This window comes from Chryseobacterium artocarpi, assembly GCF_001684975.1.
Taxonomy (GTDB): domain Bacteria; phylum Bacteroidota; class Bacteroidia; order Flavobacteriales; family Weeksellaceae; genus Chryseobacterium; species Chryseobacterium artocarpi.
In genome coordinates this window covers 332,943-346,218 of the sequence record NZ_MAYH01000034.1, presented here as the reverse complement: position 1 = coordinate 346,218, position 13,276 = coordinate 332,943, and the positions used below count along the sequence as shown (strand labels likewise).

14 protein-coding genes are annotated in these 13,276 nt (G+C 33.6%); 9 read left to right on the top strand and 5 right to left on the bottom strand.

Translation table 11 applies throughout. From position 1 onward, the window contains the following. Positions 1–549 precede the first annotated feature (549 nt). The 3 genes from BBI01_RS13165 to BBI01_RS13155 all read right to left on the bottom strand — a co-directional run bounded on the left by BBI01_RS13165 (position 550) and on the right by BBI01_RS13155 (position 3,069). Positions 550–1,311, bottom strand: a complete 762-nt coding sequence (locus BBI01_RS13165) for a TIGR03915 family putative DNA repair protein (RefSeq protein WP_317040728.1) — start codon at positions 1,309–1,311, stop codon at positions 550–552. Between the two features lie 67 nt (positions 1,312–1,378). After that, positions 1,379–1,807 (bottom strand): hypothetical protein, encoded by a 429-nt coding sequence (locus BBI01_RS13160; RefSeq protein ID WP_065395126.1) that lies wholly within the window; start codon positions 1,805–1,807, stop codon positions 1,379–1,381. A 2-nt stretch (positions 1,808–1,809) separates the two neighbouring features. After that, the gene (locus BBI01_RS13155) at positions 1,810–3,069 is read right to left on the bottom strand and encodes a putative DNA modification/repair radical SAM protein (protein WP_065395125.1); all 1,260 of its coding nucleotides are present in this window, start codon (positions 3,067–3,069) and stop codon (positions 1,810–1,812) included. A 238-nt stretch (positions 3,070–3,307) separates the two neighbouring features. Between BBI01_RS13155 and BBI01_RS13150 the strand changes: the two genes are divergently transcribed. From BBI01_RS13150 to BBI01_RS13120, 8 genes are all read left to right on the top strand, one after another. Next, on the top strand, positions 3,308–4,639 hold the full coding sequence (locus BBI01_RS13150) for a hydroxymethylglutaryl-CoA reductase, degradative (protein ID WP_262487295.1): 1,332 nt from the start codon (positions 3,308–3,310) through the stop codon (positions 4,637–4,639). Next, positions 4,639–4,806: a hypothetical protein gene (locus tag BBI01_RS22820; protein WP_165602247.1), complete on the top strand. Its 168-nt coding sequence runs from the start codon at positions 4,639–4,641 to the stop codon at positions 4,804–4,806. The genes BBI01_RS13150 and BBI01_RS22820 overlap by 1 nt, the downstream gene beginning before the upstream one ends. After that, positions 4,806–5,894 (top strand): hypothetical protein, encoded by a 1,089-nt coding sequence (locus tag BBI01_RS13145; protein WP_065395123.1) that lies wholly within the window; start codon positions 4,806–4,808, stop codon positions 5,892–5,894. Before BBI01_RS22820 ends, BBI01_RS13145 begins: the two co-directional genes overlap by 1 nt. Before the next feature lies 1 nt (position 5,895). Further along, positions 5,896–6,282 (top strand): DUF423 domain-containing protein, encoded by a 387-nt coding sequence (locus BBI01_RS13140; protein ID WP_065395122.1) that lies wholly within the window; start codon positions 5,896–5,898, stop codon positions 6,280–6,282. A gap of 2 nt (positions 6,283–6,284) precedes the next feature. Beyond that, positions 6,285–7,562 carry a chloride channel protein gene (locus BBI01_RS13135; protein ID WP_065395121.1) on the top strand — a complete coding sequence of 426 codons (1,278 nt, stop codon included), beginning with the start codon at positions 6,285–6,287 and terminating at the stop codon, positions 7,560–7,562. A 126-nt stretch (positions 7,563–7,688) separates the two neighbouring features. Beyond that, complete coding sequence (locus tag BBI01_RS13130) at positions 7,689–8,564, top strand: aspartyl protease family protein (protein ID WP_065395120.1); 876 nt, start codon at positions 7,689–7,691, stop codon at positions 8,562–8,564. 167 nt (positions 8,565–8,731) lie between these two features. Beyond that, on the top strand, positions 8,732–9,922 hold the full coding sequence (sucC, locus tag BBI01_RS13125) for an ADP-forming succinate--CoA ligase subunit beta (protein ID WP_065395119.1): 1,191 nt from the start codon (positions 8,732–8,734) through the stop codon (positions 9,920–9,922). 76 nt (positions 9,923–9,998) lie between these two features. Further along, a complete protein-coding gene (locus BBI01_RS13120; RefSeq protein WP_065395118.1) occupies positions 9,999–10,490 on the top strand; it encodes a hypothetical protein in 492 nt (163 codons plus the stop codon). A gap of 310 nt (positions 10,491–10,800) precedes the next feature. Here the strand turns inward: BBI01_RS13120 and BBI01_RS13115 are convergent, their stop codons facing one another. After that, positions 10,801–11,691, bottom strand: coding sequence for a mechanosensitive ion channel family protein (locus tag BBI01_RS13115; RefSeq protein WP_065395117.1), 891 nt, complete (start codon positions 11,689–11,691; stop codon positions 10,801–10,803). 97 nt (positions 11,692–11,788) lie between these two features. On the opposite strand from BBI01_RS13115, the gene BBI01_RS13110 reads away from it, so the two are divergent. After that, entirely contained in the window at positions 11,789–12,424 is a 636-nt protein-coding gene (locus BBI01_RS13110) for a peroxiredoxin (RefSeq protein ID WP_065395116.1), read from the top strand. A 102-nt stretch (positions 12,425–12,526) separates the two neighbouring features. Here the strand turns inward: BBI01_RS13110 and BBI01_RS13105 are convergent, their stop codons facing one another. Then, on the bottom strand, positions 12,527–13,117 hold the full coding sequence (locus tag BBI01_RS13105) for a putative outer membrane beta-barrel protein (protein WP_065395115.1): 591 nt from the start codon (positions 13,115–13,117) through the stop codon (positions 12,527–12,529). Positions 13,118–13,276: the final 159 nt, after the last annotated feature.

Here is a 13,276-nt window from a genome sequence, read left to right as displayed (position 1 = left end):
TTCATCCAAAAAAGTTATCCACAATATCGGATTATGGATTAATCATTATCATATCTACCATATAATTAATAACTTACTTAAAATGTCTGATAGAAAGGGTTTTGATTAATTGCTGATTAAATTAAGATCAAAAAGTTATCCACAATATGAGTTTTGGGCTAAAATTCCAGAGCAAGCCTGAATTTGATTTTAAATTTCAAAAAACAAAAGCATCATTGAAAAAGTAAACCCATTTATTTATTTCAAGTAGTTGTAAGCTGTGAAAATATAAATGGTTAAAAAAAAGTTATCCACAATGTCAGATCGTAGATTATATCTTTCATCTAGTGAATAGGTTACGTAAACTGTCTGATGAAAGGAGTTTAGGTTTACTTAACTGGTTTTTCATCTAAAAAAGTTATCCACAATATGGAAGCATGGATTAATTTAATTTATATCTGGCATGAAACTAGTAAGTTGTGGAAATCTTTTAATAGAAAGGATCTTCAAATATTATCAGAAAAATAAAATCAAAAAAGTTATCCACAATGTCATGTTTTGAGCTAATCCCTACCATTTTTCCGTCAAATACTTCCAATATCGCTTTGGTACATGCTGAATATGTAATTTCAGATTCTTTCTTTCAACAATATTTGTCTTTGTAAAATATCTTTGCCAAAGTGTTTGGTAGTTTTTTTCCTCATCATGGAACTTGTCCTGATAGTTTTTTACGTCCAATTTTTCATCAGGATAAAAGAATTCACAATTGTTCAGGTCATAAAGAATCCCATAGTTTCTTCGTAAGTCATAAATCATCCACTTTTGGTCCTGATAACGATCATTGAAATGTTTTCTGATTAAAGGAAGCACATTGAAATCTGGATCTATTTTTGAAAAGAAAATATCATCCTGCATTTTTTCAAATCGGACAAAAGCTGTCATTCGGTGGCTTTCCCGGTCTATCGATTTACAAATTTTGGATATTTTCATGATATCGGCATCCGCAAAATTCTCAAGAATATTTTCCTCAGAATGTTTAATAGATTGCTTTACGGCTGATAATATCAGTTTTTCCAATTCAGGATCTTCGGACAAAAAAACTTTTAATAATTTATGTATCCCTTGCTTCCCCAGATTTTGCTCTAGTTTTTTTAATACTCTGTCAGATTTTTCAGTTTGGGTAATGACCTCATGAATTTCTGCAAAGATATTTTCCTGTTGAAATTTCTCTCTGTTGATAATTTCCGCATCATGATAACGATATTCAAAAACTTCAAATATTGCTGTGAAAAGTCCGTCAAAACTGGCATCGTAGAGTAGGGTGGTCATCATTTAATTTAAAAACTGTATAATTGATCATTGTCATTATGAAGAGGAACTTCGAGGATGGCAGATATTTCTATTTTTTATAACAGATTAATCTCAGCTCATTTTCATCAGTTTCGAGATGAAATTGTCCGATAGTTTGTATAACTGCTGAAATTTTTTCCAGATTTTGTTCTGTATTTCGATCAATTAATTTAGGAAAAGAAAGGTATTCAATTTCTTTATATTGAAGCCATCCACCGAAAGAATTAATCCCTTCAAAAGCAGTATTCCAGTAATCAAATTCAAAGCTGCTATTTTCATCCAGATATAGCTCTCCAATGGTGTCGTCTTGAATTCTTTTGAATTGGATTTTCTTTATTTCATCCATATTATCAACAAGATGATCAATCAATTTGATCCATTTAGCATTAGACATAAAGTGTTGAGAGAATTTTGAAACTTCCTTCTCAATACTTTTCATCAGACGATCGTTAGAGTGCATAGATTTTTTATTTTCCATATTTAAAATAAACTCAGTTGTTGAGAAAACTGATTGTGAAATTTTGAAGAGCTACCTCCCACCAACAGTTTTCTAAAATTTTTATCTGTTAAATATTTAAGATAAGCATTACCTGCGTTGAAATCTATAAAATATTTTGCTCTGTTAACAGCTGCTCCCAATTGTTTTAAATGATCCATATTCAATACCTGAAAACGTCTTGCACTTACAATCTTTTGTGCAGATTTTACACCAATACCCGGAATTCTTAAGATCATCTGGTAATCTGCAGTTTGAATATTTACAGGAAACTGATCCAGATGCCGTAATGCCCAACTGAGTTTTGGGTCTACCTCAAGATCAAGGAAAGGAACACTTGGATCTAAAATTTCATCAGCCTTAAAACCATAAAATCTCATCAGCCAGTCAGACTGATATAATCTGTTTTCGCGAAGCATTGGAACTTCTGTTGTTAAAGATGGAAGTCTTTTATCCTCCAAAACCGGAACATACCCTGAATAATAAACCCTTTTTAAATTAAAATTTTTATAAAAATGATCGGCAACTTTGATGATCTGTAAATCGTTTTCATTTGTGGCACCTACAATCATTTGAGTAGACTGCCCTGCCGGAGCAAACTTGGGAACCTTCTTTAAAATCTTTTTTTCATCTTCATATTGCGTAATTCCTTTCTGAATATAGCGCATCGGACTGATCATGTCCTGTCTGTTTTTCTCAGGAGCCAATAATTTTAAGCCACTTTCTGTAGGGATTTCAAGATTTACAGATAATCTGTCTGCATACAGAGCCGCTTCCTCCATCAGTTCATCACTTGCTCCCGGAATTGATTTTAGATGAATATAACCATTGAAATTTTCTTCAAGACGCAGTTTTTTAGCAACACGAACTAATCGTTCCATAGTGGTATCTGCATTTTTGAAAATCCCGGAACTTAAAAATAAACCTTCAATATAATTTCTACGATAAAAATTAATAGTAAGATCCACCACTTCTTCTACTGTAAAAGCGGCTCTTTTAATATCATTTGAACTTCTGGATACACAGTAAGCGCAATCGTAAATACAGTGATTGGTCAATAAGATCTTTAATAAAGAAACACATCGCCCATCTTCTGTATAAGTATGACAAATTCCACTTACAGAACTATCTCCTAAAGCTCCTTTTTTATTCTTTCTGGTTCCACCACTTGATGAACAAGAAACATCATACTTTGCAGCATCAGCTAGTATCTCAAGTTTTTCTTTAAGGCGGTCAAAATTCATACTCTAAATGGTTTGATATTATTTGTATCTAAATTTAATTTAAATTTTGTTCAAATTTAGTTCCAAAATTGATAAATGTCAACCTTTTTTCATAGAAGTTATCAACAAAAAAGAGTCTCAAAATCATTATATTTACGGCTCATTAAAGTTTATATTATGAAATTGCTATGATTTGTGGCACAAATACAAATGAAAATGGCGCGATTGCATATAACCTTTAAAAAACAATAAAGCATCTATTATGAATCATAAACCAATCGAAGGTTTTTCCAAGCTTCCAAAGCAGGGGAAAATCGACTGGCTCGTAAACGAATATCTTGAAGGAAATCAGGAATACCAAAATATATTAAAACAATATTGGAACGAAAACGCAGATCTTCAGAAGCTTCACGAAGAATTTTCTGAAAATACGATTTCCAATTTTTATATGCCTTACGGAATCGCTCCGAACTTTTTAATTGACGGAAAACTATTGGCTCTTCCAATGGCTGTAGAAGAAAGTTCAGTAGTAGCAGCAGCTTCCAAGGCAGCCAAATTCTGGATTGATAAAGGTGGTTTTAAAACAACAATTATCAACACAGAAAAACTGGGGCATACACACTTTATGTTCAGCGTAGAACCTCACAAATTATTACATTTCTTTAATTTCAGTTTAAAGAAAAAATTGCTGGAATCTACAGAAGAGATCACTGCTAACATGAGAAAACGTGGCGGTGGAATCCTGAACATAAGCCTTGTGGATAAAACTGCAGAAATGCCAAATTATTACCAGTTGAAAGCAAGTTTTGATACGGTAGATTCAATGGGTGCTAATTTTATCAATTCATGTCTTGAGCAGTTTGGAAAAACATTGAGACAGGAAGTAGCAACCAGCGAAGATTTCACTCAAGAAGAGAAAAACTCATTGCAAATTGTAATGAATATTCTTTCCAATTTTACCCCGGATTGTATCGTAAGAGCTGAGGTTTCATGCAAAATGGAAGATTTAAAGGATGATAGCGGAATTTCTCCTGAAGAATTTGCCTCTAAATTTAAACAAGCCGTTACCATTGCTGAAATTGAACCTTACCGTGCGACCACTCACAATAAAGGAGTAATGAACGGAGTAGATGCTGTGGTGATTGCTACCGGAAATGACTTTAGAGCAACAGAAGCTTGTGCCCATGCTTATGCAGCAAGAGACGGACAATACAGATCATTGACACACTGTACAACAGATAACGGAGTTTTCAGATTCTGGATAGATCTTCCGATTTCTGTAGGAGTTGTAGGAGGCTTAACGAATCTTCACCCATTGGTAAAATTCTCTCTTGCATTACTTGGAAAACCTTCAGCACAGGAATTAATGAGTATTCTTGCGGTTTCCGGACTGGCTCAAAACTTTGCAGCATTACGATCATTGGTAACAACCGGAATTCAAAAAGGTCACATGAAAATGCACTTGTTGAATATCCTGAACCAATTGGGAGCAACAGAGGAAGAAAAGCAACATTTTGTTACTTATTTCAAAGATAAAACAGTGAGCCACCATGAGGTGATCAATGAGTTTAACAGAATGAGAGAAAAATAATGTTACAGATTATCCTGCCTATAGTATTTCTTATCTTTGGATTCTTTTTGAAGAAGACAACATCTCCTGGTTTTCAAAGCTCTAAGAAATTTGCCAATATGTTTATCATCCTTGGAATTTCTACATTGGTGGCAAAATTTATTTTAATGTATTTAAAATCAAAATAGTGAAAAAAAATATTTTGTTTTTTCTATTGGTATCAGGTTTAGGTTTTTCCCAGCAGAAAAATGTAAAGATTACGGATTTAAAACCGAAAACTGAAGATTCTAATTTTCCTTTGATCACTTATACTGAAAATCCTTTAGTAGAAAACAAAATAAATACTTTTTTACAGGTAAATGAATTGGAGTATGTTCCCAATTCGGAAGCTAATCCTTTTAAACGGGTGTCTACAGGAACAACTTCTTACTCCAACTATATTTATTTTTATAGCTGGGAAAAAATTGAAACTCCGAAAAACATTTTGTCTATCGGAATGGAAGGAGAGGCTTCAGGTGCTTATCCTGAAAACTTTGCCCAATGGAAGAATTTTGATCTGAGAACTGGAAATTTCATCAATGCTGAAGATCTTTTTCACCCGAATTACGTTAAAATAATTGAGGGCTTAATTCAAAAAGGAATCAAAAAAGAGGTCAATGATTTCCTTACTCAGTTAAAAGCTGAAAAAAATCCTTCAGAAGAAGTTCAGGAACAAATTGGCATGTATGAAGGATGCTTCATGGATTATACTTTGGATGGTTTACAGTACTATTTTGCTAAAGATAAAATCAGATTTATTGCAGGAAGATGTGCCAATCATGCTATGAGAGCTTTGGACGAGCTGGATAGCCATGTAATTGAATTCTCTTATAAAGAACTTGAAAAATACTGGAGTCCTTATACCAGAAGCTTGTTAAGTGGCTCCGATAAAGTAGAAAAAACAAGTTTCAGAAATAAGCTATACAAAGGAAAAATCGATGGGAAGTATCCCGTTACAGTTCTTGTAAGCCGTCTTTATTCTGATAATAATTCCTCAGATACGAAATCTTTTAATGCAGAATATTGGTATGATAAAAGTAAGAAGCTGATCAAATGGGATGGACAGTTGAAAGGAAATCATATTTCTATTGTTGAGAATGATTATTATAATGAAGAAACCCGTCAATGGATTCCGAGAGCGCATGTAGAAGCAGATATGAAAGCAAACAAAATTTCCGGAACCTGGCAGGATTATAAAACAAAAAAATATTTAACCCTAGAATTAGAAGAGTTATAAAATGAAAACAATTACTTTAGTTTTTGGAGCGGTGTATGGGATGCTTTCAGTAATCCTTGGAGCATTTGGAGCGCACGCCTTAAAGAAAATACTATCGGTAGAAAGACTTGAAAGCTTTGAAACCGGAGTAAGATATCAGATGTATGCAGCTTTTTTCCTGCTGATCATCGGATATATTTTAAAATTTGAAACTTCCACAGAAAAATGGACCTCAATTTTAATGATTGCCGGGACAATTTTATTCTCTGTAAGTATTTATTTGCTGAGTATGCAGGACTATTTGGGTGTTAATCTTAAATTTTTAGGACCAATCACTCCACTTGGAGGATTATTCATGATCCTGAGCTGGGGAATGCTGATTCTTTATTTTGCTAAAAACAAAATTTAAGGATGAAAATTAACAGAAGAAGACGGCTTATAAGAACGTTCAACCTTTTGGATCAACCGATTAAATTCAATCCATTTGTGTTTAGCCGTACTTTTTTCATGTGGGCAATTACCGGTCTTGTAGGTGGAATCATTGCCGGTGGATATTGGATCGTACTTGAGCACTTCACTGAGTTTCTAGCACACTTTCAAGGCTGGCAGGTCATTCCAACGATGGCGATTTGTGGATTGCTGGCTGGGCTGGTTATTCACTTTATTGGTGATCCCGGAGAAATTCACCTGATTGTAAATAATATCAGGTTTAATAAAGGAAAACTGGAACCGAAAAATAATCCTTCCATGATTCTTTCATCACTTTTTTGTGTAGCATCTGGAGGAAGTTTAGGACCGGAAGCTCCTTTGGTACAAGTTACCGGATCTACCGGAACCTGGTTGGGGAAAATTTTCAGACTAAAAGGTGAAGAATTACGCTCTTTAAGTATTGCCGGGATGGCATCCGGATTTACAGCGTTATTTGGCGCACCACTTGGAGGAAGTCTTTTTTCTTTAGAAATTTTGCATCATAAACATGCTGTAGAATATTATAAAGCCATTATTCCTGCGTTGGTGGCAAGCTGCTTTAGTTATCTGATGTTTGCTTTAATCATTCATTTAGGTATAGGAGCAACATGGGATTTGAGGGCTTATCATTACAACGGAGTATACGATTTTTTATACGCAACTTTATTTGGAATCGTAGGAACTTTCTTTGGATGGATCTTCATTTTCGTGGTAAAATTCTTCAAAAAAGTTTTTGAATACAGAAAGTTTCCAATCTATATCAAAACATTCGTAGGAGGAATCATTCTGGGGATTATAGCTTATAATTTCCCGATCACAAGGTACTTTGGACATAACGAGATCAATCAGTTAATCGGAGGGAACTTTGGATTGAATTTCCTGATCTTAGTTTTGGTTTTTAAAATGTTAGCCATTGCTATTACTGTAACTTCAGGATGGAGAGGAGGTTTTATCATCCCGCTTTTCTTTGTGGGAACAACATTGGGATTAATTATTCACAATTTATTTCCAAGTGTGGATACAACGTTAGCAATTGTAAGTTGTATGGCAGCAATAAACGCCTGCGTTACAAGAACTCCGATGAGTACAACGATCATTTTAGGAACCCTTACAGGTTTTACATACTTTGTTCCGATATTATTTGCCAGTCTTACCGGATATTTTCTGGCACCAAAAATTCCGTTTATAGGATCGCAGTCAGAAAAACTGTCTGAAGAATAAAATAAATAACATTATCATAAAGCTTTTCTTAATTGAAGAGCTTTTTTATTTGAATTAATAATTACTCAAGGTTTTGGAAAGAATAATAAATCTTCTCATATTTGAAAGTTATCCACAATTAAAAAAATGAAACTAAAAACCATTGTCTTATCAATACTTCTAACCTTATCTGTAGCATTGAATGCACAAACCATTCATTTTAAATGGGAAAAAGATTCTATTGGGAATAAATTAATTGAAAATATTGCCATGAGCGTTCCTTTTACCATCAAAAATAAAACCTACCCCTTTCATTTTGATCTCGGAGCCAATTATACATTGATCTATGATAAATGTTTTGAGAATGCGGAGTTTATGAAAGCTAAAAAGATAGACCCAACTTCTGAAGCAGCCGGTCATAAAATGTTTTTTATTGAAAACCAGAATTTTAAAATCAACGAATATGCTGTGAAAAATTATAAGTTACAGGGGATTTTAAATTTTGATCAGGGAGAAGTGTGTGGTGTCGTAGGAGCAGATATCTTTCAGAACAAATATCTGGTGATTGATTTTCCCAATAAAAAAATAACAGTAAGCGATAAATTAGATCAAATGTCGAAATCACGGGCTGACTTTGTAAATATTGAAATCAAAAATCATAAACCTATCCTTCCGTTGAAAATTGATGGCAAAGAATATAGGTTTCAATATGACAGTGGAGCAAGTATATTTCCGATTATCAGTTATAAACAGAACTTTGCAGATCTGATCAGTCAATCTAAATTCAAGGAAGAATTAAATATTCGAAATTTTAATAACCCTTTGGTTGTAAAAGCTGTTGAGACAGATAAGGAAATTCAGATTGGAAATAAGAATTTTAGAACAAATGAATTTTGGTACACAGATGAAGATTATTTTTCCTTGAAACAGGATGGTATCGATGGAATCATTGGGAATGTATTTTTCATGGATAAGATAATCATCATTGATTTTGTAAATAAAAGATTTGGAATTATAGGATAAAAAAAGAAAGATCGTTTAAGTTTAGTTTTTTCTTTTTAAAACATGATTTTTATCTCCTTTAAATTTCTCTGAACGGTATTGCTTTCTTTAAAATAAAAATTGATATTTCATCTGTTTTTAGTAAATTTGTCAACCTTTAAATATTAAAATAAAATAATAAAAATAATATGAATCTTCACGAGTATCAATCAAAAGAGATTTTATCAAAGTACGGAGTAGCTATCCAACGTGGTTTCGTTGCAAACAACGTAGACGAAGCTGTAGCTGCTGCTGAAAAACTAACTGCTGAAACTGGCGCTCAAGGGTGGGTAGTAAAAGCTCAGATCCACGCAGGTGGTCGTGGTAAAGGTGGTGGTGTAAAGTTCTCTCCAAACATGGATAAACTTAAAGAAAACGCTCAGAACATCATCGGAATGCAGTTGATCACTCCACAAACTTCTGCTGAGGGTAAAAAAGTAAATTCGGTTTTGGTTGCAGAGGATGTATATTATCCAGGTGAAACAGAAACTAAAGAATTTTATGTTTCTATTCTTTTAGACAGAGCTGAAGGTAAAAATACAATCGTATATTCTACTGAAGGTGGTATGGATATTGAGCACGTTGCTGAAGTAACTCCTCACTTAATCCACAAAGAAATCATTGATCCTGCTTTAGGTCTTCAAGGTTTCCAGGCTAGAAAAATTGCTTTCAACTTAGGTCTTGAAGGAAATGCTTTCAAAGAATTCGTGAAATTCATCGGTTCTCTTTACAATGCTTATACAGGTATTGATGCATCTCTTTTCGAAATCAACCCAGTGTTGAAAACTTCTGATAACAAAATTATCGCTGTAGATGCTAAAGTAACTTTAGATGACAACTCATTGTTCCGTCACAAAGACTTAGCTGAATTAAGAGATACAAGAGAAGAAGATCCAATGGATGTAGAAGCTGGTGAAGCTGGTCTTAACTTCGTAAAACTGGATGGTAACGTTGCTTGTATGGTAAACGGTGCTGGTCTTGCAATGGCAACTATGGATATCATCAAATTATCTGGTGGTAACCCAGCTAACTTCCTTGACGTAGGTGGTACTGCTGATGCTCAGAGAGTTCAGACTGCTTTCGGAATCATCTTAAGAGATCCAAACGTAAAAGCTATCTTAATTAACATCTTCGGAGGTATCGTAAGATGTGACAGAGTTGCTCAAGGAGTTGTAGATGCTTACAAAGCTATGGGTAGCCTTCCGGTTCCATTGATCGTAAGATTACAAGGAACTAACGCTGTAGAAGCTAAAAAATTAATTGATGAGTCTGGTCTTCCAGTTCACTCTGCAATTACTTTAGAAGAAGCTGCAAACAAAGTAAAAGAAGTTTTAGCTTAATCTAAAATTTTTAAATAAAATAAAAAACCGTTCCAACTTTGGAACGGTTTTTTAATATGTATGAGAAACAATATCCATGAAAAACTTATACATCCCAGAACCCTGTTCTGAAAACTGGGAATCTATGTCTCCACAGGAAAAAGGAAGATTTTGCTCTGTCTGCAGTAAATGTGTGGTTGATTTTACTCAAAAGAATCCTGAAGAAATTCTACAAATCCTCACTGAAAAAGAAAAAGTGAATGAAAAGGTTTGTGGAACATTTTATAATCATCAGTTAAATATTGAAGATAAAAAATCACAGAAAGTAAAAAATCAATTCTTCAGATTGATTCCCGATATTTTTCAAAACAGTAAAGTTACCCTTGCCGTACTTTCTTTAATTCTTTTCTTAGCCGGATGCTCAAAAAATAAACCTCTCACAACAGGAGAGGTTGCTGTAGAACTAAATGAAGACAGTGTGAATAATGATAATACTATAGGAACGGCTATTGTTGTAGACAATGACAGTATTGTTAAAGTTCCTAAAAATGACAGTACTATCATTTCTAAAAAGCATAATAAAAAATAGCTTGTCGCGGATATTCGAGAACGTAAAGTTTTTTAAAAGATACATTCTATGTGAAGCCTATGTGGTTCGAAATTTTTAACAACATAGGCTTTACTTATAATTAAAAATTATTCGTGCATTCGTGGCTATTATCAACAGTATAAAATTTTATCGCAGAATCTTGCGCCTTAAAAACATTCGTATAAATATAAAACTTAGCACCTTTGCGTTTACGAACAAAAAAGCCACTCCAATCATTTGAAGCAGCTTTTTATTAGGCGAATATATTCACAAACATCTGTGAAATCAGTGAGATCTGTGGGAAAATCTATTATTTATCTTGACTTTGATTTTCAGACAAATTATTTTCTCCGCTTGTAATACTGATGCTCGTAGGAGTAACCAGCTGGATTTTATCCGCATCAAAGCGTTCTTTAATATTTAAATAAGCTTTACTTCTTACCTGTGCCAGATTCGCTCCAACTTTGATCCAGAATTTAACCTGCAAATTAAATGAGCCCTGCTTCAAATCTGTAAAAATAACTTCTGCAGTATCCAACTTATCCACATTATCAAGATTTTTAATTACCTCCAAAATTCCTGTTTGAGCTTTACTGATGTCTTCATCTGCTGGAATTTCAAAATTTAAAATGATACGGCGTTGTGGTGATGCCGTGATATTATAAAACGGCGCATTAAAAACCACCTGATTCGGAATATAAGCTTTCTTACCATCATCTGTAAGGATTTTGGTCGTTAAAAATCCAATTTCCTGTACCGTTCCAGAGTGATTCCCGATGGTAATATAATCACCTACCTTAAAAGCTTTATCAATACCAATTAGCATTCCTGAAAATATACTTGATACCAAATCTTTCAGAGCAACCCCGGCAATTACCCCGGCAACTCCCAAACTTCCGATAAACTTCCAAAGAAACCCACTGAAGCCCATTATCTCAAGGGATATGAATGTGCCAAGCAACATGATCAGGAACCTAAAAATACTGATTAAAGTGACTAATGAACTTTCCTTCTGGCTTTTAGGAAAGAATTTATGAAATAATTTTACAGCAACCTGACTTAAATATTTACTGGTAATAAGAAAAAATGTAAAGACTAAAATTCCGACAATAAGCTTCGGGGTAAGCTTTGCAAATGTTACATACCAACTTTCCAATACCTTATAAACAAGATCTACATAGGTGAGACCGGTTTTCTCCATGAATAAAATTTTACATTAAAGATATAAATTTTTAAAGAAAAGTTTTGCTTATATCAAAAAGTCTACTAAATTTGTAGACTAACAAATGCAAAATATTATGTCAATCAAACTAGGAGATATAGCACCGAACTTTCAGGCAGAGTCATCTTTGGGTGACATCAATTTTTATAATTATTTAGGGAATTCTTGGGGGATTTTATTTTCTCATCCTGCAGATTATACACCGGTTTGCACTACGGAACTTGGATTTACGGCAAAATTGAAGACTAAATTTGAGAAGAGGAATACTAAAGCCATTGCATTAAGTGTAGATGGAGTAGAAGACCATCAGAACTGGATCAAGGACATTAATGAAACTCAGAATACAGAAGTTCTGTTTCCTATAATTGCTGATAAAGATCGAAAAATATCAGAATTATATGACTTTATTCATCCTAATGCTTCTGCTACTGCTACTGTTCGCTCTTTACTGATTATAGATCCTGAAAAAAAAGTAAGATTGATTATTACCTATCCGGCTTCTACAGGAAGAAATTTTAATGAGATCCTAAGAGTTCTGGATTCATTACAACTTGTAGATAATTACCAGGTAGCAACTCCTGTTAACTGGGAAAGTGGTGATGAGGTGATTATTCCGCCAACAATTTCTACTGAAGATGCCATAAAGAAATTTCCCAAGGGCATTATTGAGATAAAACCGTATCTGAGATATACGCCCCAACCCAATATATGATTTATTTGATTTTTTATAGTTTAGTTTTAATTTGTACGAAAATCGCCCCGAAAATAAAATTTCGGGGCGATTTCAATTTTTTATAAGTGTATTAGTAATTGATTACTTAACGTCGTTGATGATTTGTTTACCTTTAGAAGTTGGTAAATAAATATTGAATCCTACATTGAATGTTAAAGTAGAAGTTAATCCCTCACTACCAAATCCTGCAACACCATTATATTTAACTATACCTTCAACACCAATGTTTGGTGTAATGAAATATGAATAACCTGGACCTGCCCCAAAATCTAAACCTGTTGTAGAATTAGATCCTTCAGTAGAAGTTCCCCCAACACCTACATTACCTTCTAAGAACCATCTTCCGTGGTGTAATAAGTTATCAACTCCTTTTTCTCCTGGAGAAACATAGTATCTACCTAAAGCACCAACTTTATAAACAAAATTGGTTGGTGATCCATTTGTTACTTTATTAAATCCTAAATCCACATATCCTCCAACAGCTACATTATCTTGAATAAAGTAAGCCGCTTTTGGCTGTAATGAAATATTATATCCACCACCTGTATTTAAACCAAAATTACTGGCTACGATGCTACTTCCTACCATCCAATTACCTTTCTGAATCTGAGCGTTTGCAGTTGCTGTTAATCCTGCTACGGCTAATACTCCTGTTAAAATAAGTTTTTTCATAATTTATTATTTTAATAATTAAATGTTTATTATTCACGAATTATAGAAAAAACAATAAATGTGCCAGACTCTTAATTTTAGGTAATTTTTCTAAATTAATGTTAATAATATCAATGAGATACATTTGCTTATTTTAACATATTTATTGCGTATTTCACA

Coding starts and splice junctions, on each gene's coding strand:
- BBI01_RS13105 (WP_065395115.1), bottom strand. CDS start 13,117: ATGAAAAAACTTATTTTAACAGGAGTATTAGCCGTAGCAGGATTAACA.
- BBI01_RS13160 (WP_065395126.1), bottom strand. CDS start 1,807: ATGGAAAATAAAAAATCTATGCACTCTAACGATCGTCTGATGAAAAGT.
- BBI01_RS13165 (WP_317040728.1), bottom strand. CDS start 1,311: ATGATGACCACCCTACTCTACGATGCCAGTTTTGACGGACTTTTCACA.
- BBI01_RS22820 (WP_165602247.1), top strand. CDS start 4,639: ATGTTACAGATTATCCTGCCTATAGTATTTCTTATCTTTGGATTCTTT.
- BBI01_RS13120 (WP_065395118.1), top strand. CDS start 9,999: ATGAAAAACTTATACATCCCAGAACCCTGTTCTGAAAACTGGGAATCT.
- BBI01_RS13130 (WP_065395120.1), top strand. CDS start 7,689: ATGAAACTAAAAACCATTGTCTTATCAATACTTCTAACCTTATCTGTA.
- BBI01_RS13135 (WP_065395121.1), top strand. CDS start 6,285: ATGAAAATTAACAGAAGAAGACGGCTTATAAGAACGTTCAACCTTTTG.
- BBI01_RS13110 (WP_065395116.1), top strand. CDS start 11,789: ATGTCAATCAAACTAGGAGATATAGCACCGAACTTTCAGGCAGAGTCA.
- BBI01_RS13155 (WP_065395125.1), bottom strand. CDS start 3,069: ATGAATTTTGACCGCCTTAAAGAAAAACTTGAGATACTAGCTGATGCT.
- sucC (WP_065395119.1), top strand. CDS start 8,732: ATGAATCTTCACGAGTATCAATCAAAAGAGATTTTATCAAAGTACGGA.
- BBI01_RS13140 (WP_065395122.1), top strand. CDS start 5,896: ATGAAAACAATTACTTTAGTTTTTGGAGCGGTGTATGGGATGCTTTCA.
- BBI01_RS13115 (WP_065395117.1), bottom strand. CDS start 11,691: ATGGAGAAAACCGGTCTCACCTATGTAGATCTTGTTTATAAGGTATTG.